The organism is Hymenobacter sp. M1-2 (assembly GCF_057808495.1).
In genome coordinates this window covers 25,364-49,407 of the sequence record NZ_JBTYZO010000023.1, presented here as the reverse complement: position 1 = coordinate 49,407, position 24,044 = coordinate 25,364, and the positions used below count along the sequence as shown (strand labels likewise).

17 protein-coding genes and 1 tRNA gene are annotated in these 24,044 nt (G+C 58.1%); 11 read left to right on the top strand and 7 right to left on the bottom strand.

What is annotated here, in order from left to right; all coding sequences use genetic code 11:
- Positions 1-97 precede the first annotated feature (97 nt).
- The gene (locus ACYSMN_RS19945; RefSeq protein WP_488925671.1) at positions 98-1,333 is read left to right on the top strand and encodes a PP2C family protein-serine/threonine phosphatase; all 1,236 of its coding nucleotides are present in this window, start codon (positions 98-100) and stop codon (positions 1,331-1,333) included.
- Positions 1,334-1,753: 420 nt separating this feature from the next.
- Here ACYSMN_RS19945 and ACYSMN_RS19940 read toward each other — a convergent pair whose 3' ends face one another.
- From ACYSMN_RS19940 to ACYSMN_RS19930, 3 genes are all read right to left on the bottom strand, one after another.
- Entirely contained in the window at positions 1,754-2,566 is an 813-nt protein-coding gene (locus tag ACYSMN_RS19940; RefSeq protein ID WP_488925670.1) for a class I SAM-dependent methyltransferase, read from the bottom strand.
- A gap of 122 nt (positions 2,567-2,688) precedes the next feature.
- A complete protein-coding gene (locus tag ACYSMN_RS19935) occupies positions 2,689-4,188 on the bottom strand; it encodes an O-antigen ligase family protein (RefSeq protein WP_488925669.1) in 1,500 nt (499 codons plus the stop codon).
- A gap of 125 nt (positions 4,189-4,313) precedes the next feature.
- Positions 4,314-5,381, bottom strand: a complete 1,068-nt coding sequence (locus ACYSMN_RS19930; protein ID WP_488925668.1) for a GumC domain-containing protein — start codon at positions 5,379-5,381, stop codon at positions 4,314-4,316.
- Positions 5,382-5,586: 205 nt separating this feature from the next.
- Here ACYSMN_RS19930 and ACYSMN_RS19925 point away from each other — a divergent pair, with 205 nt between their 5' ends.
- The 8 genes from ACYSMN_RS19925 (at position 5,587) to ACYSMN_RS19890 (ending at position 13,738) form a co-directional block, all read left to right on the top strand.
- Positions 5,587-7,095, top strand: a complete 1,509-nt coding sequence (locus ACYSMN_RS19925) for an oligosaccharide flippase family protein (protein ID WP_488925667.1) — start codon at positions 5,587-5,589, stop codon at positions 7,093-7,095.
- A gap of 74 nt (positions 7,096-7,169) precedes the next feature.
- Positions 7,170-8,303 (top strand): glycosyltransferase family 4 protein, encoded by a 1,134-nt coding sequence (locus ACYSMN_RS19920; RefSeq protein WP_488925666.1) that lies wholly within the window; start codon positions 7,170-7,172, stop codon positions 8,301-8,303.
- A 126-nt stretch (positions 8,304-8,429) separates the two neighbouring features.
- Positions 8,430-9,068, top strand: coding sequence for a polysaccharide deacetylase family protein (locus tag ACYSMN_RS19915; RefSeq protein WP_488925665.1), 639 nt, complete (start codon positions 8,430-8,432; stop codon positions 9,066-9,068).
- Between the two features lie 359 nt (positions 9,069-9,427).
- Positions 9,428-10,531 (top strand): glycosyltransferase, encoded by a 1,104-nt coding sequence (locus tag ACYSMN_RS19910; RefSeq protein WP_488925664.1) that lies wholly within the window; start codon positions 9,428-9,430, stop codon positions 10,529-10,531.
- 194 nt (positions 10,532-10,725) lie between these two features.
- The gene (locus ACYSMN_RS19905) at positions 10,726-11,493 is read left to right on the top strand and encodes a TatD family hydrolase (protein WP_488925663.1); all 768 of its coding nucleotides are present in this window, start codon (positions 10,726-10,728) and stop codon (positions 11,491-11,493) included.
- A gap of 160 nt (positions 11,494-11,653) precedes the next feature.
- Positions 11,654-12,703 (top strand): asparaginase, encoded by a 1,050-nt coding sequence (locus ACYSMN_RS19900; protein ID WP_488925662.1) that lies wholly within the window; start codon positions 11,654-11,656, stop codon positions 12,701-12,703.
- A gap of 69 nt (positions 12,704-12,772) precedes the next feature.
- Positions 12,773-12,860, top strand: a tRNA-Ser gene (locus ACYSMN_RS19895).
- A gap of 527 nt (positions 12,861-13,387) precedes the next feature.
- A complete protein-coding gene (locus ACYSMN_RS19890; protein ID WP_488925661.1) occupies positions 13,388-13,738 on the top strand; it encodes a hypothetical protein in 351 nt (116 codons plus the stop codon).
- A 628-nt stretch (positions 13,739-14,366) separates the two neighbouring features.
- On the opposite strand, the gene ACYSMN_RS19885 is transcribed toward ACYSMN_RS19890, so the two are convergent.
- Positions 14,367-14,786: a hypothetical protein gene (locus ACYSMN_RS19885; RefSeq protein WP_488925660.1), complete on the bottom strand. Its 420-nt coding sequence runs from the start codon at positions 14,784-14,786 to the stop codon at positions 14,367-14,369.
- 134 nt (positions 14,787-14,920) lie between these two features.
- Entirely contained in the window at positions 14,921-15,514 is a 594-nt protein-coding gene (locus ACYSMN_RS19880; RefSeq protein WP_488925659.1) for a hypothetical protein, read from the bottom strand.
- A gap of 520 nt (positions 15,515-16,034) precedes the next feature.
- Here ACYSMN_RS19880 and ACYSMN_RS19875 point away from each other — a divergent pair.
- Positions 16,035-19,367 carry a PA14 domain-containing protein gene (locus tag ACYSMN_RS19875; RefSeq protein WP_488925658.1) on the top strand — a complete coding sequence of 1,111 codons (3,333 nt, stop codon included), beginning with the start codon at positions 16,035-16,037 and terminating at the stop codon, positions 19,365-19,367.
- A 209-nt stretch (positions 19,368-19,576) separates the two neighbouring features.
- On the opposite strand, the gene ACYSMN_RS19870 is transcribed toward ACYSMN_RS19875, so the two are convergent.
- Both ACYSMN_RS19870 and ACYSMN_RS19865 read right to left on the bottom strand, forming a co-directional pair.
- Positions 19,577-20,353 (bottom strand): LytR/AlgR family response regulator transcription factor, encoded by a 777-nt coding sequence (locus ACYSMN_RS19870; RefSeq protein WP_488925657.1) that lies wholly within the window; start codon positions 20,351-20,353, stop codon positions 19,577-19,579.
- Between the two features lie 24 nt (positions 20,354-20,377).
- Positions 20,378-22,441 carry a tetratricopeptide repeat protein gene (locus tag ACYSMN_RS19865; protein ID WP_488925656.1) on the bottom strand — a complete coding sequence of 688 codons (2,064 nt, stop codon included), beginning with the start codon at positions 22,439-22,441 and terminating at the stop codon, positions 20,378-20,380.
- 300 nt (positions 22,442-22,741) lie between these two features.
- Between ACYSMN_RS19865 and ACYSMN_RS19860 the strand changes: the two genes are divergently transcribed.
- Positions 22,742-24,013, top strand: a complete 1,272-nt coding sequence (locus tag ACYSMN_RS19860) for a WD40 repeat domain-containing protein (protein ID WP_488925655.1) — start codon at positions 22,742-22,744, stop codon at positions 24,011-24,013.
- The last annotated feature ends 31 nt before the right edge of the window (positions 24,014-24,044 follow it).

Here is a 24,044-nt window from a genome sequence, read left to right as displayed (position 1 = left end):
TTAATTATTTAATGGTTAAATGGTTGGTCGTTCTAGCGCCACCAGAACAATCAACCATTAAACCATTTGACCATGTAGCAATTAAACAATATACCCTATGTCCAACGCGACGATATCTTCCGAAAAACGACTTTTCCTGAAGGATCGGGAGTTGGGGGCGCTGCTTGAAATCACGCAAGCCATCAACCTCGATCACAGCGAAGGAGCGTTGTATAAAATCTTCCAGTTCACGCTGCTGGGCCAGCTCAACATTCGGCGGCTGGTGCTCTACGTGAAAGAGGAAGGAGAGTGGGAATGCGTAGTGTCGTTTGGTCCCGACATGCCCGATTTTCGCCGCATTCCGCTGCCCGAAACGGTGCTGCACAACTGCACGGGGCACCCCGGCACCGTAGCCGGGCTATCCCTGGGCAAGGAGTGGGAATTGCTCGAAACCATTATTCCCGTCGTTCGCAACGATGAAGTGGTAGCCTACGTGTTCATCGGCGACGTGCACGACGACTACGCCAGCGGCGAAGCCACCAAGTTTCTGGAGACGCTAAGCAACATCCTGTTCGGCGCCATCGACAACCGTCGGCTGGCCCGGCAGCGCGTGGCGGCGGCGGCCATCAGCAAGGAAATCGAGATTGCGCGAGACGTGCAGGCCATGCTGTTTCCGCGCCAGCTCCCTAACGACGCCCACGTGGCGCTGGCTGCTTCCTACGTGCCCCACACCGCCGTGGGCGGCGACTATTACGACGTGGTTGCCATCGACGACAACCGCTTTCTGTTTTGCGTGGCCGATGTATCGGGGAAGGGAGTGGCGGCATCGCTGCTGATGTCGAACTTTCAGGCGGGGCTGCGCACGCTGCTGCGCCAGCACGTAGACCTAGCCACCACCGCGCAGGAACTCAACAACCTAATTTTCCGCAATTCCGGCGGCGAGAAGTTCATCACCGTCTTTTTCGGCCTCTACGACCGCGCCACCCGCCAGCTCCAATACGTGAATGCCGGCCATAACGACCCGCTGCTCGTGCTTGATGGCGGCTCCGTGCTGCGTCTCAAAGAAGGCAGCATCATGCTCGGCGTGATGGACGAGTTACCTCTGCTGGAAGTAGGCGAGGTGCATATTCCGGGCCGGGCGCTGCTGCTCACCTACACCGATGGCCTCACCGAAGTCTTCGACGCGCTACAGGATGAATTCGGTGAAGAAGGCATTCTGCGCGTGCTGGAACGCAACCGTTACCTACCGCTCAAGCATCTGCACGAAGAACTGCTCAACGCCATCAAGGTCTTCAACGCCACCGGCAGCCAGTTCGCCGACGACGTAACCATCCTCAGCTGCCGGTTTAAATAGGCGGTTTGAGGTGAGGAGGTGACAGGTAACACGTGACAGGGGAGAGGTGTGGGTTGGGGTACTGGTTGGCGCTGGCAGTAGCGCGAAGCTCCGGCTTCGCGCATCGTTGAACGACTCGCGTTGTGGCAGTGCGGTTCCAGTCGTTCCATGTCAGCAACGATACGCGAAGCCGGAGCTTCGCGCTACACCTCGTGCTGCAACCCCAAACTCGCTCTAAGCTAACAGCTTCCATTCCGTAGCCCAGGGCTTTAGCCCTGGGGTGGCGGCCCTGGGGTGGCGGCGCGGTTTGGGTTCCCAGGGCTGAAGCCCTGGGCTATGCAGCAGCTCACGCTATATCTATACAGGTGCAAGTAGGCCCGGTGACGCGAAACGAATTTCGTGTTGCTGGGCCTTCTTGGCTTGGCATCGTTCTTCTTACTGCTACTTCTTTCCAGCCACGAAATTGAGGCCGAAGAAGAGGTTTTCCTTGAGCAGGGAGTTACTGCGCCACAGACGGCTTTCGCGCGCCATGATCTGCTGGGCGTTGTCCTTTTTGAACATGAAGGGCGGAAACAGGCGGATGTACTGCACGTCGTTTGGGTAAATGTGCAGGCCCTGCTTGGCGAGTTCCGTGCGCCAGGTAGCCAAGTTGCGGATATTCTCGTTGCCGAGCAGGATGTTCTTTTTCAGCTGCTCGTCGTAGATTTCGATGATACGCTTGTTGCCGCGGCGCAGGTAGAGCTTGAGGTTCTGCACCACGTTGCCACCGTTTTCCTCCACGATGATCAGGTTGCCGGCCGGGCGGAGCGTTTCGTGGAAGATGCGCAAGGCGTCCTGTAGCGGTTCGAGGTGGTGCAGCGTGTCCTGGATGATGACGTGGTCGTAGGAAGCCGGCGGCGGGGGCGAGTCGAACAGGTTCTCGTAGCTGTAGGTGAAGCCCGATACATCGCCGAACTGCGACCAGTATTTCAGCCGTTCGGGAATGTACTGGAAGTAGAATTCCAGGGTGGTACCGTGGACTTTGTAACCATTCAGGGCCAGGAAAATAGCGGTGGTGCCGTAGCCGCAGCCGCAGTCCCAGATAGCCGCGTTTGGGTTGGGCAAATGGTCCAGAATGTAGTGCAGACGTTGCGTGACGTAGGATTTGCGAAACTCAAAGCTCGCCGGATTCTCCAAGAACTTATAGTAGCTGGTCAGGTGCTGGTTGCCGCGTAATTCGTCCAGAAACAGCTCAAAAAATTCGTTAACCGTCATGTTAGGCGCAAAGAGTGGTATTACTTGAAGGCAGACGCTCCTCCGATCAGCGAAGGTACATCCTAAACATAAACTGCAATGGGCAGTCGGCCGGGCCAGAATCCAACCAAAGCCACTCCTGCCTAAATTTTGGCGGCCCGCGAGGGTAGTTGCGGCAGGGTTGGTTCTAGAATAGAAACGTCCTCGCCGTCTTGTTGCCACAGCTGAACCCGCATCAGCACGGCCAGCGAAATGTAATAGAAGGAGCCAATTTTGTCCACCTCAATCAACTCATTGAGCAGTAGGTGAAAAATAGTGATGACCAAGGAAAGGCCTGCCGCCATCACAACGTTGCGCTGTTGAGGATTCTGGGCCCGATGGTAGAGGCGCTCCACGAGCAGCAGCGCCGTGAATATCAGCGCCACGAACAGCAGAAAGCCAGGCACGCCTTGCTCGGCAAGTTGCAGCAGAAAGTAGTTGTGCGTAGTTGATTTTTCCGGGTTGTCGCTCACGTAGGTGCGGAAGCTCTTCACCGTGTAGCGCTTGTATTCGGGGTAGAAGGTCGAGGGGCCGCTGCCGACCAACGGTTTCTCGGCAATCATGTGCGCGGCCGCCACCCAACGATACACCCGCTCCATCCCCGACACATCCTGCAACTTGTACGTAGCTTCCAAGTGCTTCTCGAAGTTGCCGCCGTTGAAGATGGTTTTTTCGAACTCCGGCGCGTACAGCATGTAGGTATTTTCGCGCACAAAGTAGAGGGTGGCGCCTATCACGCCTACACTACTCGCAATGAGCACCAGCCGCGTGAGGCGCAGGCGCACAACACCGAAGTACAGTACCGCCACCACCAACGACAACATGGAAGCGCGGGTGTAAGACAGCAAAACGCCGCTCACACTTATAGCCAGCACCGCGTACCACAACCAACGGCCCCGGCGGAAAGCGGCGTCGCGGGCGGCGTAGAAGGCGTAGGGTACAAGCAGCGCCGCGGTGGCCGCGTACAGTACGTGGTTGTGGTAGAACGGCTGAATAGCCCAGTTGATGGAATCGAAGCCGAAGCCTTTGCCCGCGTGGCGCGCCATAGTGTAAAGCACTGTGATGCACACGCCCGCCGCGAAAAAAGCCGCCAGCCGCCATACGTCGCGCGGAGTGCGCACCAGCGCCAGCGTTACAAACACGAAAGGCGCTATGTACCAGGTCTTGGCCAGTAGGTACTTCACGGACTTCAGCGTGTTCACCGAAAATACCGTCGATATCACGGACCACAGCAGCGCCAGTCCCATGAATATCACCAGCGGGTGGCGCCACAGGCGAGGCGGCACTTCACTGCGCCCCAGCAGCACATTCACCCCAAAGCAAACCAGCAGCACCAGCATCAGCGGCTCCGAAGGCACGTCCATGCTCAAGCCACCGGGTAGGTGCGTCTCCACGGAAAGAGCCAGCGTGCCCAGCAGCACGTAATACACCCAACGCCAATCTACGAGCAACACCACCGTGCCCAACACCGCCACCGGCAAGGCCAGCCACAGCCGTGCTTCCAGCAGCGCCGCGGCGGCTCCGCTCACCAACAACAACCCCACAAACGCCACAAACAGGCGTTGGTCGTTGTTTTGAGGACGCAGACGAGCGAGAGGGTTCAAAGGGGAATGAGTAATTAGTGATTAAGAATGGGGAATTACAGCGTACAGCGAAGCAAGAGGAATAATCGGCAAGTTGAAGTCCATCCAAAAAAGAGTCTTCAACCGTAGGACTAAGCCCCCAATTCTTAATTTTTAATGGAAAGATTGCCGCGGTAGAGTTCGAGCAGGGTAATGAAAATGACCGATAGCGCGAACGTAACCAGCACCGACGACATCACGATAAACCAGCGCACGGGCTTGGCTTTGCGGGTAGCAGGGTAGGCTTCCTGCACGATGTAGATGCTGGAAATCTTGCCTTTGATAGCTAGTTGGGCGGTTTCGTAGTCGCCACGGGCCTTGATGAGCCGGGTCTGCACGTCGTTGAAGCGGGCGTAAAGCGTGTTCATCTGGTCGTTGCCGGCGGCGTAGCTTTCCAGATTGAAGATGTTGCCGCCATCAGCTTTGGTAAGGGCGCGCAGGGCGCGGCGCAGGCCAGCCGCCTTGCCGCTGTTGCCTTCGCCTTCGGCCCGGCGCAGCGCACTCTCCGTTTCAATGATTTCCTTGGCTAAATAGCGCGACTCCAGCGCCAGGCCGTAAACGCCGTAGCGGCGGCGGCCAGCCAGTAGGCTGTCGTATACGAGGCGATACTCGCGCTCCAGAAACTTACGCCGCTGCGCGTACAGGTCGAGTACTTTACCCCGGTTGGCGAAAGTCAGCTGCTGGTTCACCGAGTCGATGCTTTGCACCAGCGCGTTGGCAATGCGGGCCGCCAGCACCTTGTCCTTGTCCGTGAAAGTCAGCTCAATGGCGTCCCGGTCGTTGTGTACGATGTCGAGGTTGCCGGAAAACTCATCCAACGCCGCTTGATCGGCGGCATCATCGCCGGGTTTGCCGGTTTGGTAGTGCTGGTGCAGATTGAACTTACGAATAATAGCCTCCGCCACCGGCTGCGACTGGCCGATGGTGATAACCCGGTCCAGATCTTCGTTGCGGCCACCTAGTTCCAGTTTGCCGCCCTCCGTCACGATACGGTCGGGGTCGGTGGTTTGCGGGTTGGTGGGATAGAAAACCGAAGTCGATTTGTAGATGTTCGGCAGCATCAGCGCCACCACTGCGCTCACTATCAGCGCCAGCACCACGGCCCCCAACACCAAATACTTCCAACGATTGATAACCGGCCACAGGCCCAGCAATGAATAAGAGCGGGATGACATACAGGATGGAAAAGACAACCAAATTGTAGCGTCACCAGCCAACTGGCTACGCTACAGCGCAGCAAAGCTACTTTAATCGGGGCATAATTGACTACTGCGACTCCAAACAATACAGACACTACATTGTAGTGCCGCCGCTGCCCGCTTGGCCGGAATTGGTATTATGCCGCCGGGTCTGCCATCTTTGCGGATTATTGGCAATGCCTTGCTTGCGACTCCTCAACAAAGCGGTTGTAGCGACTCGCAGCTCCCCAAACGCATTGTTTGCTTTAAACCCGCCCGTATCAAACGCTTCTTCGGAAATATCAGCTTCGTAGTGCTGCTCAACCTGCTGGTGAAACCGGGCTGGGTGGTAGTGGAGAACCTGGTGCAGGACCGACTAGGGCACGCCGCGTTTGGGACGTTCACGGCTCTGTTCACGCTGGCTACCATCGTGGCGCAGGTTTCAGATTTGGGCACTACCCAGCTCACCACCAAGCGTGTAGCCGCCGCTCCTGAGTTCCTGACTGAATACTTTCCCACGTTGCTGCCCCTGAAAGGTTGGCTGTCGGCCCTGTTTCTTGGGCTAACGGTGGGCATCGGCTGGCTGCTGGGCTACCGCGGCCACATTCTCACGCTGTTGGCTCTGACCGGGGCGGGGCTGCTGCTAGCGCAATACACGCTGTTTCTGCGGGGCGTATTGCAGGCCCACCAACGCTTCAATACCGACGCCATTCTATCAGTATTAGAGAAATTTCTGTTGCTGGGCTTGGTGTTGCTGCTTGTGCCCATCGGCATTACGCTCAACAGTTATGTGGGAGCCCGCACCGTAGCAGTGGGCTTCACATTCGTCATACTATATGCTTTGGTGACGCGGCTCTACGGGCGGGTGCAGTTCCGACTACGCTGGGAGCAGGCCCGCCCGCTACTGCGCGATAGTCTGCCGCTGGCCTTTATTACGCTGGTGTACGGCCTCAACGAGCGTATCGATATGCTGATGTTGGAGCGGCTGGTATCGGCGCAGGAGGCCAGCTACTACGCGGCTTCCTACCGCTGGCTCGATACTATGATGATGTACCTCTGGACGGTGCTGCCGCTGTTTTTCGCCAAGTTCGCTCACGCCACCGCCCGCCCCGACGAGCAGCGCGACCTGCTCTGGTTCGGGCAGCGCGTCGTGACGGTGCCCATGCTGCTGATTTGCGGCTTTGTGCTGTTTCGGGGCGAAACTCTCTTCTGGCAGTTCAAGCACAGTACGCCATTGGAAGTGGGCCGCATGGCACTGTGTCTGAAAATCTTGTTTGTCAGCGTCCTGGTACATGCCTTCTTCGCCATTTATAGTACGCTGCTCACCAGCACCAACCACGAGCGGCCGGTAAGCTGGCTCGTAGGCGCGAGCATAGTGCTGAATGTGAGCCTGAACCTGCTACTGCTCCCGAAGCTGGGAGCCGTGGCCGGCGCCATTAATACGCTGGTGTGCGCGGTATTTGTGTCGGTGGGGTATTTGTGGCTGGTGCAGCGCCGGACGGGCGTGCCCGTACCCTGGGGCTGGATAGGCCGGTTAGGCTTGGCCTTCGGGCTATTATGTGCCGTCTGGTATGTCCTGCAAAGCTGGCTGAGCCTGCATTGGCTGCCGGAATTGGCGCTGGCGGGGATGGCTTTTGGGGGCATCCTGTTGCTGATGCGCATCGTGCGGATTTCGGAGCTGCGCGCGTTATTGCAAGCCCGTAAAGGCTGATGCTGTTTCTTGCGGTGTTTCGCGGTGCTCTGCTCGGGCCCATATTCACTCTCGCTCATTCACCCATCCACGCATTGGACATTGCCGTTAACGTCCGCTTTTTACTGCCCGGCAACCAGCTCGAAGGCATTGGGCGTTTCACCTACGAAACGCTGAAGCGCCTGGTAGCAGCGCACCCGGCGCACACGTTTCACTTTCTCTTCGACCGGCCTTTTGATGCGCGCTATCTGTTCGGGTCGAACGTGGTGCCGCACGTGTTGCAGCCGCCGGCGCGGCATCCATTTCTGTGGGTGGCCTGGTTTGAAGGCGCCGTGGCGTGGTGGCTGCGGCGGCACCGGCCGGTCGTGTTCCTCAGTCCCGACGGTTACACCACGCTGGCCACTAGCGTGCCGCGCGTTACGGTGTTTCACGACTTGGCCTTCGAGCATTTCCCGGAGCACATGAGCGTGCTCGAATACAAATACTACCAGTTTTTCGCGCCCCGCTTCGCCCGCGCCTCGCAGCGGCTCGTTACGGTTTCGGAGGCTACCAAGCAGGATGTGGTGCAAACCTACGGCGTGCCAGCCACCAAAATCAGCATCGCCTACAACGCCGCCGATGAGTATTTCCGGCCGCTGCCCGCCGAGGTGCAGCAGCTCACGCGGGAGCGGTACGCGGCGGGCAAAGCATACTTCCTGTTCGTTGGGGCGCTGCATCCGCGTAAGAATCTGGCAAACCTGCTCCGTGCTTTCGATGAATTCAAGCAGCGTACGGGTGCGCCGACCAAGCTGCTCATCGTAGGCCGCACCGCCTGGAAAGCTGGTCCCATGTTCGACGTGTACCAGCAAATGGCGCACCGCCGCGACGTGCACCTCACCGGCCGCGTCTCCGAAGAAGAACTGGTGCAGCTCTACGCCGCAGCGCTTGCTACCGTCTACGTGCCCTTTTTGGAAGGTTTCGGCATTCCCATCATCGAAGCCCAGGCCTGCGCCTCGCCGGTCCTGACCTCAGAACGCAGCTCCATGCCCGAAGTGGCCGGCGGCGCGGCCTTGCTCGCCGACCCCTTCAAGCCCAGCGCCATTGCCGATGCGCTGGTCCAGCTACAGCAAGAGCCCGAGCTGCGCACGCAGCTCATCGAAAAAGGGCTCCGCAACGTACAGCGCTTCTCCTGGGACACCAGCGCCGAAGTGCTCTGGCAAGCTATTCTTTCAATTAAGAATGAGGAATGAAGAATTAGGAATTAAAAAGGCCAAATGCGCGCAACCCAGCTGGTCGCAGGTCGCGTAGCCATTCTTCATTCTTCATTCTTCATTCTTCATTCTTCATTCTTCATTCTTCATTCTTCATTAAAAACCATGCGTCTTCACCGTTTGCCGGAAATCATGCAGCGCTGGCTGCCGCACACAGAATGGCGCGGTCCGGTTGTGGGAGGGGAGAAGATGCTTTATCTGACCTTCGACGATGGGCCCATTCCGGAGGAAACGCCTTTCGTGCTGGAGCAGCTAGCCGCGCACCAGGCCAAAGCCACCTTTTTCTGCGTCGGCGACAACCTGGAGCGGCACCCGGAAGTGGCGCGGCAAGTGCTGGCCGAAGGCCACCGGCTGGCCAATCATACCTACCACCACGTCAGCGGCTGGGGTACGGCGTTGCCGGAATATCTGCGCGAAGTAGAGCGGTGCCAGCAGGTGCTTGATGCGCTGCTGTTGGCGCCGGAAGCCCGGCCGCTGCTGCGCCCGCCCTACGGCCGCCTCACCCGCGCCCAGGCCCAGGCCCTGCACCCCAGCCACCGCCTCATCATGTGGGACGTGCTCACCTACGATTACGACGCTTCCTTCAACGCCGAAATCTGTTTGCGCGCCGCGCTGGCCCACACGCGCTCTGGCTCCATCGTCGTGTTTCACGACAGCCGTAAGGCCCACCAGAACCTGCGCGCCGTGCTGCCCCGCTACCTGGCCGAATGTGCCCGGCAAGGCTATCAATTCGAAACCCTGTAACGTCGGTTTTCTGCCTGATATGGCGCGGCTTTAGTCCGCAGCCCCCGGCATGGTGTAGTCGCCCCATATCTATCCAGAATGGTCCGCTGCTTCACCGGAGTGTAAACAGACGCAAACCTCACGCTTTACGGCCGCTAGGTAGATGGATAATCGAAAAGCCGCGCCGCCGTGCGCTCTAAACGCTCAAAAGCTAAGCTCACCGGGGCGTTGGCGTAAGGGTTCTTCCAAATAGCCTGGTTGTATAACGGCTGCGGACTGAAGTCCGCGCCACACCACGTCGGAACCCGAAAACGGCTGTAGCTTCGCGCTGCTTTTGTTTAATTCCACCAACGCGGAGTTGGTGTTACGTGCCGGTTCACTTGCTGTTTATCACGCTTTTTCTGGGTGGCTGGTTTCTGATTCTGGCTACCACCACGCTGCTTTTCGCCGTGCGGCCGGGCAGCCAGCCGGGGGCGTTGCCGCAGCCGTTGCCCCGCGTGAGCATCCTCATTGCCGCCCGCAACGAAGAAGCCGCCATTGCCCGCTGCCTGCACGCCATCCGCCAGCTCGACTACCCGCCCCAGCTACTCGAAGTGCTGCTCGGCGACGATGCCTCCACCGACCACACCCGTGCCGAAGCCGAACATGCCATGCAGGGCTTCGCGGGCACGTTCCGCGTGGTGCCCATTCTTGAAATGCTGGGCACGGCCCGCGGCAAAGCCAACGTGCTGGCTCACCTCACCCGCGCCGCTACCACCGAGTTCTTCTTCATCACCGACGCCGATATTGCCGTGCCGCGCACCTGGATTCAGGGCCTGCTGGCGCACGCGCAGCCCAACATTGGCACCGTCACGGGCCTCACGCTCGTCGATGGGCCGCGCTTGTTTCATAAGCTTCAGGGGCTCGACTGGCTGATTTCGCTTGGGCTGGTGCAGGTAGTGTCCGACCTGGGCCGACCCGTAACGGCCATGGGCAACAACATGCTCGTGACGCGCGCCGCCTACGAAGCCACCGGCGGCTACGAGCGGCTGCCATTTTCCGTAACCGAAGATTTTGCTTTGTTCCAGGCCACGCTGCGCCACGGCTTTGGTTACCGGATTCTGTTCCGGCCGGAGGTGCTGGCCATATCGTTGCCGATGCCTACGCTGGGCCGGCTGCTGCACCAGCGCCGCCGCTGGACCCGTGGTATGGAGGCGCTGCCGTGGTGGCTGCGGGGCGGCTTGCTTTATTACGCGGGCTTCTATCCGGCCTTGCTGGCGCTGGCCTGGCTGGCCGGGCCGCTGGCGGCCGGAATAGCGTTGCTGGTCAGAACATTGCTGCACGGCTGGCTGGCTATACTGTGCTTCCGCCGCGCCGGCCGCCGCGCTCCGCTGCACCTGCTGCCCTTCTTCGAGCTGCTGTACACGCCCACTATCACCGCCGCCTTGTTTGCTTTCCGCCTACTCCCGCTCTCCTTCGATTGGAAGGGAAGAAAATACCGGTAGGCTTATGGTTGTTGGTTGGTGGTTGTTAGTTGTTGGGGGTTGATGTAGCGCGAAGCTCCAGCTTCGCGTATCGTTGCACGATGTCGTTGCAGCCTCTCGCTAGTCGTTCAACCTCAGCAACGATACGCGAAACCGGAGCTTCGCGCTATAGAAATACCGCACAACTAGCCAAAAACCAATAACCAACAACCACCATGCATCTTACCGATTCTCACGCCCACGTCTACTCCGAGCAGTTCAAGCCGGACCGCGACGACATGCTCAATCGGGCGTATGAAGCGGGTGTGCGCACTATTGTCATGCCCAACATCGACCACACCAGCATAGAGGTGATGCTCGAAACCGAGGCCCGCTTCCCGCAGCAGTGCTTCGCCATGATGGGCCTGCACCCGTGCCACGTCACCAAAAACTTCGAGAAAGAGCTGTATGAGGTGGAAGACTGGCTCAATCGGCGCCCGTTTGCGGCGGTGGGGGAGTGCGGCATCGACCTGTACTGGGACAAAACCACCCTGGCCATGCAACAGGAAGCCTTGCGCGTGCAGATAGACCTCGCCAAAAGACACCAGCTGCCCCTCGTGCTCCATACCCGCGACGCCTTCCGCGAAACCGCCGACCTCGTACAAGCCGGCCAGGACGGAACGTTGCGCGGCGTGTTTCACTGCTTCTCTGGTTCCCGCGAGGAGGCCGAAGAGGCGATTCGCCTGGGCTTCAAGCTGGGCATTGGCGGCGTTGCCACGTTCAAAAACGGCGGCCTCGACAAAATGCTGCCCGGCCTCGGCCTCGAACACCTGCTCCTCGAAACCGACTGCCCCTACCTGGCGCCCGCGCCGCACCGCGGCAAGCGTAACGAGCCGTCCTACTTACCACTAGTGGCCCACCGCGTGGCTGAGCTACTTGGCAAAGACGTGGCCGAAGTAGCGGAGGCCACCACCCGCAACACCCAGGAGCTGTTCAAGCTCTAAGCAGTTGTGCGGAGGGAAACGCATGAATTATTCTGGATAGGCTGCTGGTAGCTATTTGATTATCCAAGCTCTAAGTTCTCACATCTAAGGTCTTGCTACTTAAACTGTCAGGTTTGGAAAAGACGTGGTAGGTTGCGGCCCCAACCCAAGCCCTCCTGCCTTGCCCACCCCCGACAACCGCCCCGAAACCGCCGTCCTGGTCATCTACACTGGTGGCACGGTTGGCATGGCCTACAACCAGCGCGGCGAGCTGGTGCCAATGAAATTCGACCAGATTCGCCGCAAGATGCCTGAGCTGCGCCAGCTCAACATGGAAGTGGAAGTACAGACGCTGGGCGAACCCATCGATTCCAGCAACGTCACGCCCGCCGACTGGCTCCGGGTGGCGGCCATCATCGAGGAAAACTACACCCGCTACGACGGCTTCGTGGTGCTGCACGGCACCGATACCATGGCCTATTCGGCGGCGGCGCTCAGCTTTCTGCTCGAAAACCTGGGTAAAACGGTGGTTTTCACTGGGGCGCAGTTGCCCGTGGGCCGCATCCGCACCGATGCCCGCCGCAACCTCGTGACGGCCCTGGAAATAGCCGTGGCCCGGCACCCCATGGCCCACAGCGTGCGCGTGCCCGAAGTGTGCATCTTCTTCAACGACCTGCTCATTCGCGGCAACCGCGCCAAGAAAGTCGAAAGCCAGCAGTACAATGCCTTCCGGTCCGAGAACTACCCGCCGCTGGCCCGCGCCGGCATCGAGCTGGATTTCGACGACAAGCAAATCCGGCTGCTGCCCGCCGCCCGCCTGCGCGTCCACCAGCACCTCGACGACCGGGTAACCATTCTCCCGCTCTTCCCCGGCATCACGGAACGCATGGTGCGCGCCCAACTAGAGGCCGATGATCTGCGCGGCTGCATCATCGAAACCTACGGTTCCGGCAACGCGCCCACGGCCCCCTGGTTCCTGCGGTGCCTGCGCGAAGCCGCCGACCGGGGCGTGTACCTGCTCAACGTGAGCCAGTGCGAAGAAGGCCGCGTGCTCCAGGGCCGCTACGAAACCAGCGCCTACCTCACCGACCTCGGCATCCTCGGCGGCGACGACATCACGCGGGAGGCAGCCATTACCAAGCTCATGTTCGTGCTGGGCCTGGAGCGCGAGGCCGCCGAAACCCGCCGCCTGCTCACCCAGGATTTGCGCGGCGAAATCACACTCGACTGAGGCGATGTTGGCCCCGTGGCTTGCGTATCCGAAAAATCGGGTGTTATTTTGCGCCACTTCCCCGCATCCAGAGAGGTGTCCGAGTGGTCGAAGGAGCACGCCTGGAAAGTGTGTATGGGCCAAAAGCTCATCGTGGGTTCGAATCCCATCCTCTCTGCGAAATCAGGTTCTGATTACCTGAAAAGCCCGTTTCTAGCTTGGAAACGGGCTTTCGTGTTTTTCAGGAATACAGAACAAAAGTTTCTCCCTTGCCAGCATAGCTTAGCAGTACCAACGGGATAGTTACCAGCTTGCCTAGGAATAAAAATGGCCGGCCCTTACCACCTGACAATAAATAGTAGATGCACCCAAACACTACTGTGACTTATAACGACGTGAAGTACGGCGTGTATTGGACTTCTGAAGCTGCTGCTCATGTAGCAGCTAATTATATAGACCCGACTCACGGCGTTACTCATACTGAGGTATCGCAGCTACTGAAGAGAGCTAGGTACAGGGTTGACCTTGAAGGAGAAACAGGTCGTCGACATTACTTCGTTTTCCTAACCGGCCGCGACGGTCTAGTGTGGGAAACCTACGTATATTTAGTGCCTCCCCTAAACGGGTGGCCAGCACGCTGTGTTACCCGGACGTGCTACAAAAGCAACAAACAACAATACAGGAGCCTTTTCGCTTCATAAGTATATGGCATCTAAAAACCCGAAAACCGGCAAAGAAATCCGTCGAGGCGAGGAGATGCGCTTTAGTGATGAGATGCGCATTTCATCTCACCATGGTAAATATATTGGCGGCAATGCACAAACCTTTTTTGGTAAAACGAGCAGCCGCCCGACGGTTTCTCTTATAGAAACCCTAAGCCGTCGCCGGACTGAATTTGCGCTCCCTGTCTTCTTCGTAACGGGTAACCTGAGCCCACTGACTAATGAGCCTGGCCTGTTTGAGAATGATGCTGATTACGAACGGGTAACAAACAGCGTAGTAGCACGGATCAAAAACGGCGAGATTCAGCCGTATGAGCCAGAAGAAGATGAGTGATAGACACCTGCTTTCGCCGTGTTACATGAACAAAAAAGCCCCAGCATACGTTGGGGCTTTACTTTTCCAGATCATTGAGCCGGATGTACGGCATCTAGTCTTCTAAGCAGTTGCGTCTAGTAAGCGTGCGGGTACAGCAAGGCGATTTCTCCTGCTTAGCCAGTGAAGTAAGAAGCTGACTTTCCGAAGCTAGTGCTAATTTTTCATAGGAGCATAGCTTACGAACGCATTTCTTACTGCACCATATTCTAATTAATCTATAAATAGCACTCTCAACTTAACCCTCACGCCGCGAATCTAGCATCTTGTAGGCCTTGGTGTACTCGCGCTCTACCGTTCGCTCATGATGTTAATGTAGCGCTGAAAAGACTTCCACGGTTTGTGACCCTTCATCATCATTACCAGTTCAGGCCGTAGGCCTCGTTACAGATTCTGTGTCATGAAGGTACGGCGGCCGGTATGGCAGCTTAGCTTTTTCCAGTTAGCTACGGTGCGGGTTGCACGCTGACCACTGCTGAAGCGTATCACCTCCAATGGCGAAGTGATGCCTTACCTCTTTGCAACAAAAAAGCCCGTCCCCAAGATTGGAAACGGGCTTTTTGCTGCTACTAACGGTGCGCGTCGGTGGTTAGGCAGGCAAGCTATCGAGGCGGGCCTGGACTTGGGTGCGGCAGTCCTGGTAGCCGGCTAACTGGCGCTGGGCGGCGTCCAGCTCGCGGGTCCGGCGGAAGGCGCCGCGGCTGCCCTGGCCGGCCAGCTGCTCGTCCTGCAATTTTTCCCGGTCGCGCTTGTAGGCGCGCAGGCGCAGCTCCTCTTTCGTGCGGGCCTCGCCGGGGCTCATGCCGTTGACGCGGATTTCGAGGGGAGTGATCTGTTCCGTGAGGCTCTGAATGGTCGACGCATCTTCGCTGGCTTCGTCGGTTTGCAGCGTGGCGGAGCGCGTTATGGCGATGATGCGGAACTCGGCGCGGGCAATATCCTCGGCCGTGTCGGCCAGGACGGCCTGGCACTCGGCGCGGGTGAGCAACAATTCTACGGGATAAGTCATGAGAGTAGGAAAAAATAAGCGTGAAAAAGAAAAGAGAGATAAGCGCACCGTCGGGGATTTAACGTCAATAGGGACTGCTTTTATTGTTCAGATGTCCTAAATTTTCTGCGTTTTTTCAAAAATGCCTAGCCCGTTTAGGAGGCGGGTGGGCTGGCGGGTTGTAGCGAGGCTAGTAGGCTGTTCGCTTCGGCTAGGTAGGCTGCCCGGCGGGCTGTGAGTAGGGTGAAGGTGAGGGCGTCGGTGGCGGCCGTATCGGTGGCTTCTTCGAGCAGGCGGGCCAGCCAGCGGCGGCGCAGGGCCACGGGCGTATGGGCTGGCTCGGGCGGGTCGGTAGGGCTGGGGGGCGGGGGCAGAGCGGCCAGCAGCAGCGGGCCGGCGGCCAGGCGGCGCGCGGCTATTGTTTGGCGGATGCTCAGCTTCCGGTCTAGGCGCAGAACCCCGAGGTGGCATTCGGTTAGCCGGGCCGCTACCGCCTTCGGAGCCGACACTCCGTCCGGTGGGGCCGCGGGTGGAACAGGCGGCGGGGATGGGGCGGGCTCCTCGGCGGGGGCAGCAACCAGCGCCGTCTGCCAGGCGCGCAGCCAGGGCCGGGCGTGACGCGGCAGGGGCTCGATGTCTGCTTCAACATTGGCGACCTGGCTGCGGCTCAGGCCCAGCCACTTGCCGAATTCTTCTTGGCTGAGGCCAAAGCAGACACGGATGTCCTTGAGAGTGAAAGCGTGACTCATGCGAATGCAGATGGCAAAGCCAGAATACTGGCACTTGCGGAGCTGGCAATATAAAGTGCCAGCTCCGCAAGTGCCAGTTTTTGTTGGCCCGGCCGGGTAGCGGGTGGCCCACAACGGTATGGTGGGGAGGGGAGCGGCTGCTGCTTGGACTTGGACAGGTGATGTTTCGGTAAGAAGGCTGCATTGCTATTAGCTGCTTACTGCACGATGAGTTCTACTACCGCTTATGTTCATCATATGCATTCGGTCATCAGTACTAGTAATCCTGTTACTCATCATATTTTGATATGTAAGTGATTGTTATATAAATCTTTAAAACGAAGCTTTGTCGGCACTCTAACGCGCCGAACCTCTACCCATGGCTCAGTTAAAGATGACTCAAGCAAATGAGCCGCTTTAAGATGGCCTCCCTAGTAGGCAGCGAATGCTACACTTGCTTCTTGTCTGAATCCTATTTATCATCTTCTTCCACCAACCCCCTTTCCACAGTATGAACATGAAAACAACTCTAATTCGACTCTTGCGAAAGAGTTCTTTGGCAGCGGGCTATTTGCTCCTGACTGCGGGAACTGCGCAAGCGACCACCTACTACGTGGCCAGTAGTGGGGGCAGTACCTCCAACTCCGGCACAAGCGCCGACAAAGCCTGGCCGTCGGTGGCATTCGCCACCAAGTCGGCCTTGCTCCGGCCCGGCGACATCATTCGGGTGGGCGCGGGCACGTACAGCGAGACGCAAACGATTAAAATTCCCTGCGGCGTGAGTGTAATCGGCGCCGGCATCGCCAGTACGTTCATCAAGAACACCGCGAGTACGGCCATGCTCGTGGAGGACTGCCAGAGTATAAGCAACCAGCAAACAATTGCTGGCTTCAAGCTCGATGGCCAAAACAAAACCACTGGCGTACACGGCTTGGAAGTACGGCGCGTGTACGGCGTGGATATGCACGACCTGTTAGTAGATGGCTTCAAGGGCGATGGCACTGGCGGCGGCATCAACTTAAGTTACGCTGACCACTGTAGCCTCTATGCCTCGACATTGAAGAATAGCGCTGGGGCCACTACGTCCGAGTGTGGCGGCAACCTAGGCGTTGGGGAGTTGGACCATTGCTATTTCTACGATCTTTTAATCCAAGACCCCACAGGCTACGGTATCAAAACCGCCATGTCTTCCAGCAACGTTATCCGCAATACCAAGTTTTTTAATATGCGGATCGAGGTGAACGACCAGAAGGACTGTTCCAAATGGAACAATCTGGCGTTCGAGCTATTCAAGATCGACTGCCAAAACGTGGAAATTTTTAATTGCTATATCAATCATGTGCTGTCGCTCTCGCCCAGCACGTCGAGCCGGTCCATTAGCATCCACAACAACCATTTCAAAATCAACAACGCGCCTAGTGCCAACACGTACGCCATCGAGGCTTCAATCAGCCACATCAAAGTATACCGCAACTACTTTGACGGAGGACTATACGCATTATACCAGCGGGGTGAACGAACTGGCCAAGGTGACTGGTTGATTTACAAAAACGTGTTTTCGCGTAACCGTAACACAGCTATCATTAATACGGGGGCGTCGGGTGTGCGCTCGTCGAAGTTCTACAACAACACCATCGTGCTGGCCGGGTCGCCAACCTGCTTTAATTTCGACAAAGGCACCGTCGATTTTAAGAACAACATTTTCACGTCGCCGGGCGGCAACATCGGCGACAAGCTGGGCAAGACAGGCAGCAGCACGTTTGACAAAAACCTGTTCTACAACATCAACGCGCGGGGCACCAATACCCTAACCACCGACCCGAAACTGCCTCTGAACAGCAGCTTTCCTGCCCAGTTTGTGCCGGCCAGCGGCAGCCCGGCCATCAACGCGGGCGTGCCCATCCCCGGCATCACCACCGACGCGCAAGGCGCCCCCGACCTAGGCGCTTTTGAAACGGGCACCACGCCGTGGCAGGTAGGTGTGGGCGCTACACCGGTAGTGCTGGCTCGCGCCTCTAGCCCACAACTGGCCGGGCCGGCCCCCTTCACCGCCCGCTTCGACGCCAGCGCCTCCCTCGGGAGCGGCTTGAGCTACAAGTGGAACTTCGGCAACGGCCAGACCAGTACTTCTGCTACGCCAACGATCCAGTACGCCGCCGTAGGCAAGTACCCCGTGTCGCTAATTGTGAGCAACGGTACGGATAGCGACACGACGACCTTGCAAGTCAATGTATTCAACAACACGCAACAGGCCGCCAGCATCCGGCTGGAAGGCGAGAAATTCCAGGAGGGCAAAGGCGTGAAGGCCGGCGCCACGAATGTGGGCAGCTGCGACCACAATGACTGGGCCGGCTTCAAAAACGTCGATTTGTCGGGCGGCTACCTCACCTTCACCGCCCGGGCGGCGGTTCCCGGCAGCGGGCACAAACTGGAGGTTCGGCTGGACTCGCCCACGGGACAGGTGATTGGCGTAATTAATTTGCAGGCGACGGGCTCGTTTAGCACCTACACCAACCAAAGCGTGAGCCTGCAAGTGGGCGAAGGGGTGCACAACGTATATTTCTCCTTCAAAGGGAACAAAGAAGCCTCCGGCATTGGCAACTTCGACTGGTTTGAGTTTTCCGGCAAGCGCCCGTTCGTGGCCGTAACGCCCCCCCCGACTACGCTACGTACCCCGGAAAACCCGGCCAGCACGGTAGCGGGCCTCGACTATGGCTACTACCAAGGCAGCTGGACGGCCCTGCCCAATTTTGGCACCCTCACGCCGGCTAAAACCGGGGCCGTCACGAGCTTCGACCTGACGCCCGCCACGCAAGCCGACAACTTTGGCTTCCAGTACACGGGCTACCTCTCTGTGCCGACGGATGGGAGCTATACGTTCTCGACCACCTCGGATGACGGGAGCCAGCTCTTCATCGGCGACCAGCTCGTCGTGGACAACGACGGGCTGCACGGGGCCACCGAGGTCTCGGGCAGCATCGGCCTGAAGGCCGGCAAACATGCCGTTACCGTCAAGTATTTCGATCGGACGGGCGGTAACACGCTAGCGGTAAGCTACCAGGGTCCCGGCCTAGCGAAGCAAGCCATTCCGGCCGCTGCCTTGTTCCGCAACCCGCCGCTGCGCACGCCCGAGAATCCGGTCAACGATGCCGCAGGTATCGAATACCGCTACTACGAAGGCAACTGGAACGCGCTGCCGGACTTCGGCACGCTGACGGCTAAGAAAGCGGGCACTGAGCCTAACGTCACGCTTGCCGTCAAAGACCGCAACGACAACTTTGCGCTCCGCTTCACGGGCTACCTCAACATACCGGCTGACGGGCAGTTCACGCTCTACACAAACTCAGATGACGGGAGCCAACTCTTCATTGGCAATCAGCTGGTCGTCGACAACGACGGGGCGCACGCGTTGCAGGAACGCAGCGGTACGATTGGCCTAAAGAAGGGCAAGCACGCCATCACCATCGCCTACTTCGACCGCCTCAACGACGAGGTGCTGACGGTGAGCTATGCTGGACCTGGCATTAGCAAGCAGGTGATTCCAGCCGCGGCCTGGTCGCAGAACGGGGCCAACAACCGGAGTACGACGCAGTCGCTGAGTGCGGCGCTGGCCAGCTTGCCGACCGACGTGTTATCGGGCTTCCCCAACCCAAGCTCGGATGGGCGGGCTACCCTGGCCTTAACGGCGCAGAAGGAGCAGGCGGTACAATTGATGGTCCGCGATGACCAGGGCCGCCTCGTTGGCTTGTTTGGCATCCGCTTGCAACCCGGCTTCACCAAGCAGCCCTTGCCCATAACGCTACCCCGTGGCACGTATCACCTCAAGACCACCATTGATGGGGAAGTGCAGAAGTTCATCCTCCAGGTTGAGTAAGCCGTTCAGAGCATACTAAACAGAAGTGACCTACATAGTAAAAAGCCAGTTGAAAGCAATTTCAACTGGCTTTTTCTCATTATCAGGTAGCAGCGGGCAGTACACTGGCTCGGTAAATAAGAAGCTGTTTGAATAAAGTAAGCCCAGCATGACCGGCTATTTTACTTGCTGTCCACACAGCCCAAGAAGCGCTAGCTTGACTCGCGGGTTCAGACAGTGCCGAGCAAATTGAGGCGTTTCATGAGATTGGTCTGATACGCTCGCCCAGTTGGAAGGCGATGGGTGCCAACAGTAACGCCTAGAGCATCTACAGCCGTTATCATGCGTACGGCCACGATGTACGACCGATGTACTCGAATGAAGTCATCGGGTGGGAGGTGCTCCTCTACCTGTCTGAGTAGGTTAGGTACCGTATACTTGGTTTCCAGCGTGTGCAAGGAAGTATAGTTGCCATCAGCCTCCACCCAAAGAATATCCTCAAACCGAACGCGCAACAGCTGCTTTCGCTCCCGAATGAAAATACTGTCGGTGTAGTTCGCCTTCGTAAACTCCACTTCCGGCATTGGTACAGGTGACGGAAAAGAAGAAGAACTCGCCGCTACTTCGGCGGCGTGATTGGCGAAGGCCATTTCTACGGCCGCATGTACATCCGGCACGTCAAAAGGCTTGACCAGGTAGCCATACGGCCGTACTTGCGTAGCCCGAGCCAGCGTAGCCCGGTCTGCGAGGGAGGTAACAAAGATGAAGGGAATGTTATACTCGGCGCGCAAGCGGCTGGCTAAATCAATGCCATCCAGTTCGCCGCGCAGCATAATATCCAGTAGAACCAAGTCAGGCAGGCGTTGCGGCTGCTGTAGGTAAGCAAGAACTTCCGACACTCGCTGTGCCACGCCGAGAACCTCGTAGTTTAAACCTAGCAAAATCCCTCGTAGATCCTCGCCAATGAAGTATTCGTCTTCGACAATGAGAACTGCGCGAGCATTCATAGTGACGCAAGAAGGGCAAAAGTGTTAGGCTAAGGAAGTAAGTTCGTTTACCTCTCGAAAGGTAACGACAAACCGGGTGCCGCTGGAAATGGACTCGATATGAAATGTGCCGTCTATCTGCTTCACCAAGTTTGTAATCAGCCGGAGCCCCAGAGACGACCCCTTTTCGAGATTGAAATCGGCTGGTAACCCGACCCCATTATCCGTGACAACCAGCGTATAGTGATCGAGCACTTCATCGGCTGTGATGTGTAGCTGAATCAGGCCCTCGCGCCCATCAACAAAGGCGTGCCGATAGGCATTATAGAGCAGCTCGTTGATGATGAAGCCGAGCGGAACAACGGTATCGGCGCTGAGACGAAGGCCGGTTGCCTCTATTTGGCAGTTGATTTGTGCGGAGCGGGATGTGGTGCTATGAGCCAGAGAAGCAGCTAGCCGTTGAATAAATTGCTCAAAATCAACTCGTATGAGGTCAGTCGAGCGATAGAGCAGCTCGTGCAGCAGGGCAATGGACCGGATTCGGTTCTGGCCTTCCCGAAGAGCTACCTGCAATTCCGGCAGATTCGGTTGTTCCAGTGCTTGCAGCGTCAGCATACTTAAGATAATCTGCAAGTTGTTCTTGACGCGGTGGTGTACTTCTTTGAGTAGCACTTCCTTTTCCCCTAAAGACTTTTGCAGGCGTTGCTGCGTGTGTAGCAAGTCCTCGTTCTTGCGGGCTATCTGCCGCTCTTGTGCTTGCAGGAGTCTATTGGCCCGGTGCTGCCCTTGGTAGCGCCGATACCATCCCCACCCAATAACCGCACTCAGCAGCAGCCCCCCGCCTAGCGCAAGGCCCACCCAGCGCTGCAACTGGGCGCGCGTTTGCTGGAGGCTGGCTTGCTGCCGTAAGAGCCGGATCTGGGTTTCCTTTTTCTCCGTCTGGTACTGGGCTTGCAGCTCGGCCATCTGCTGCGCCTGCCGCTGGTTGAACAACGTGTCTTTCTGCGCCTGATAGCGTCGCTGGTAGGCGTAGGCGGCCATTCCATCGCCGGTGGCCGCGGCCAGCTCGGCCAGGGTTTGGTAGGTCTGCAGCAACTCGGCCGAATACTGTCGCTTGGCCTGGGCCAGCGCAAACGCCTCCTCCGCGTGGCGTAGGGCCAGAGTCCGTTTTCCCAACTTGTGATAAACGAGAGCCAGCTTGTTCTGGGCCAGCACGACCTGTGCCCACAAGTCGCGCTGCTGGAACTGCCGTATACTGGCCTCGAAATACGCGACTGCTTGCGCGTAATGCCCCTGCCGCTGGTGCAACTCGCCCAGGTTCAGGTCGAGCATGGCGCGGTGAACCGGGTCCAGGGCCTTGCGCGGATTCTGCTGCAGGGCCAGGCTCGCGTGCAGGAAGCGGCTGGCCAGCGCGTACTGCTGGTTGTTGGTATATAACTCACCCAGGTTGCAGAAGTCCTCTGCTAGCCTGACCGTGTCCCGCGCTGCTTGGTTTAGGCGCATAGAGAGCAGCACATAAGGAATTGCTCGGGGTTCCTGGCCTTGCTCCTGATAGATTGCGGCAATATTGGTCAGCAGAATGCCGGTCATGAGCGTATCGGCGGCTCGTTCGGCTTGTCGCAACCCGTTCAGGTACTGTTCCAGGGCCTGGGTATACTGGTATTGTGAGTAGTAGACTGCGCCCAGGTCGTTTAGCACGCTCGCAAGCTTCTCCCGCTGGCCCAACCGCTGAATCAGGCGCCGCTCGGCGGTGAAAGCCTGCAATGCGTCTTCGTATTGCTCTAAGGACAAGAAGCAATTTGCAATACGCTGCCAACAGGTCACTACCTCACTGGATAGGCCTAGCTGTTGGTACGCAGTGCGGGCCTGTTGGTAGTAGCCTACCGCTTGCCGATACTGTCTAGCCTGCATTAGCACATGGCCGACGGTGAACAGCGCCCGGGCTCGTAGGCTATCTGATGCCAAGGGTTGGGCTAGCGCCAACGCCCGCAGACCATACTGCCGGGCTCGGGCAGTATCCGATACGCGATATTTATTGCTCAGCGCTAGCAAGGCCTGTGCCTGCTTGGTGTTTGCTGCTACAGTGGCCGCTGGCAACGATTTATGCAAGCGGTTAGGATACGTCAGGTCTAAGTAGGGTAAAAGCCAGCGTAATGCTACAAGTAGCGCAACAGCCGCCAGAGCTGTTATAAATAGAGGCTTACCATACTTCATGGGTAGTTGAGTCGTGATGCGACTTTGGGGCAAGATACAACCGCAGTACCCTTATGTCCTCAGCAATTAGAATAGCAGATACGTCAACAATTAGCCGCATTTCGTCTACTCGCTTGGGGCAGTTAGAGTATCGTTTCTGAAGTAGTTAGACCTATCGTGAAGAGCAAAGCAAAAGAAGAACAGTAACCTTGCAGCATGAACACAGTGCTCCCCGGTGCGGAACGCCAGCACCTGCGCCAGTTGCAGAAGCAGCGGCGCGACGACGACGGATATATGCAGGTGACCAACGACCCTTCGCTCATTGCTTCTATGCCATTAGCTGACTCTAGCCGCCCGCCGCTGGTGCATTCTCTTTGGAATCAACAGCTGGATAAGACCTGCACCCTGACGCTAGCCGACGAACTGGTGGCGACGGTGACCGAAAAAGCGGGCAAGAGCCGCCGCACCGAGAAGCAGTTTGCCACCGCTGCGGAGGCCGTTACCTACTTCGAGCGGCAGGAGTGGGCGCTACTGAAAAAGGGCTTCGTGCTGCACAATTCGGCCGCCACTCCTGGGCAGCCACTACTGCACAGCTACATCGGGACTGGCTACACGGGCAGCTTGGCACTGGCCGATACGCCAGCGGGCATCTATACGTACAAGCACGGCTGGTTTCGCACGGCCACGGATCAGCAGGATTTTCTGGTGCAGCTCGATGCTACCGGGCAGGTGCAGGCTACCATTGCGCTACCCACCATCCTGGCCTGGGATATGCACTACCAACCCGCCTGGCGCGCGCTGGTGCTCGACCTCGACCACAAGATTTTCACCTACGACCTAAGCAGCGGCCACTTTCAACTGCTAAGTGCGCCTGGTCATTCGCCCGCCAGCTTCGTGGCCACGGCGGCCGAGCGCACGGCGTTTGCCGCCAACAACGAGTTGGTGGTGTTCGATGCCGACCGGCGGGCCCTGTTTCGCCTGCCGTTCGACACGCAGGTGCGCAATGGCACGGTGCCGTTTGCCGCCGCCTTTTCCCGTAGCGGGGACCTGCTGGCCCTCCATACCACCCCCGGCGAAGTTCAGCTCCGCAGCGCGCTGGATGGGACCTTGCTCCACACGTTTGCCGTCGGAAATCAACCCATCCGACAATCAGCCTTCGCCGGCAATGACCAGCTGCTCCTGCTGCTGGAGCCGCACAACATCAACGGTCCGCGCTGCTTCGACCTGAAGCAGCGCCAAGAAATTGCGTTGTCTTTGCGTGGTGAGGAAGAACAATCCGCATCCGTGCAAGTCTGCTGCCTCAATGCCGACCAGTCGCGCTTGGCGGTGCTGAAAGGGACGTGGGTAGAACTGTACGACGGAGCTAGCTGGCAACTCCTGCACCGGTTTCGCCTAGCGCACTGCGTCCGAACCGCAAAGCTGCGGTTTGTAGGCCACACCCTCGCCGCCCGCACCGACTATGGCTGCTTCAGCCTCTACCAACTATAGTCGGCGGGCCGGTCCATAACCGTTACGTAGG

Excerpts from the sequence above, each read along its gene's own strand:
- ACYSMN_RS19945 (WP_488925671.1), top strand. The coding sequence starts at position 98 with ATGTCCAACGCGACGATATCTTCCGAAAAACGACTTTTCCTGAAGGAT.
- ACYSMN_RS19890 (WP_488925661.1), top strand. The coding sequence starts at position 13,388 with ATGGCATCTAAAAACCCGAAAACCGGCAAAGAAATCCGTCGAGGCGAG.
- ACYSMN_RS19880 (WP_488925659.1), bottom strand. The coding sequence starts at position 15,514 with ATGAGTCACGCTTTCACTCTCAAGGACATCCGTGTCTGCTTTGGCCTC.
- ACYSMN_RS19940 (WP_488925670.1), bottom strand. The coding sequence starts at position 2,566 with ATGACGGTTAACGAATTTTTTGAGCTGTTTCTGGACGAATTACGCGGC.
- ACYSMN_RS19905 (WP_488925663.1), top strand. The coding sequence starts at position 10,726 with ATGCATCTTACCGATTCTCACGCCCACGTCTACTCCGAGCAGTTCAAG.
- ACYSMN_RS19915 (WP_488925665.1), top strand. The coding sequence starts at position 8,430 with ATGCGTCTTCACCGTTTGCCGGAAATCATGCAGCGCTGGCTGCCGCAC.
- ACYSMN_RS19870 (WP_488925657.1), bottom strand. The coding sequence starts at position 20,353 with ATGAATGCTCGCGCAGTTCTCATTGTCGAAGACGAATACTTCATTGGC.
- ACYSMN_RS19885 (WP_488925660.1), bottom strand. The coding sequence starts at position 14,786 with ATGACTTATCCCGTAGAATTGTTGCTCACCCGCGCCGAGTGCCAGGCC.
- ACYSMN_RS19860 (WP_488925655.1), top strand. The coding sequence starts at position 22,742 with ATGAACACAGTGCTCCCCGGTGCGGAACGCCAGCACCTGCGCCAGTTG.
- ACYSMN_RS19930 (WP_488925668.1), bottom strand. The coding sequence starts at position 5,381 with ATGTCATCCCGCTCTTATTCATTGCTGGGCCTGTGGCCGGTTATCAAT.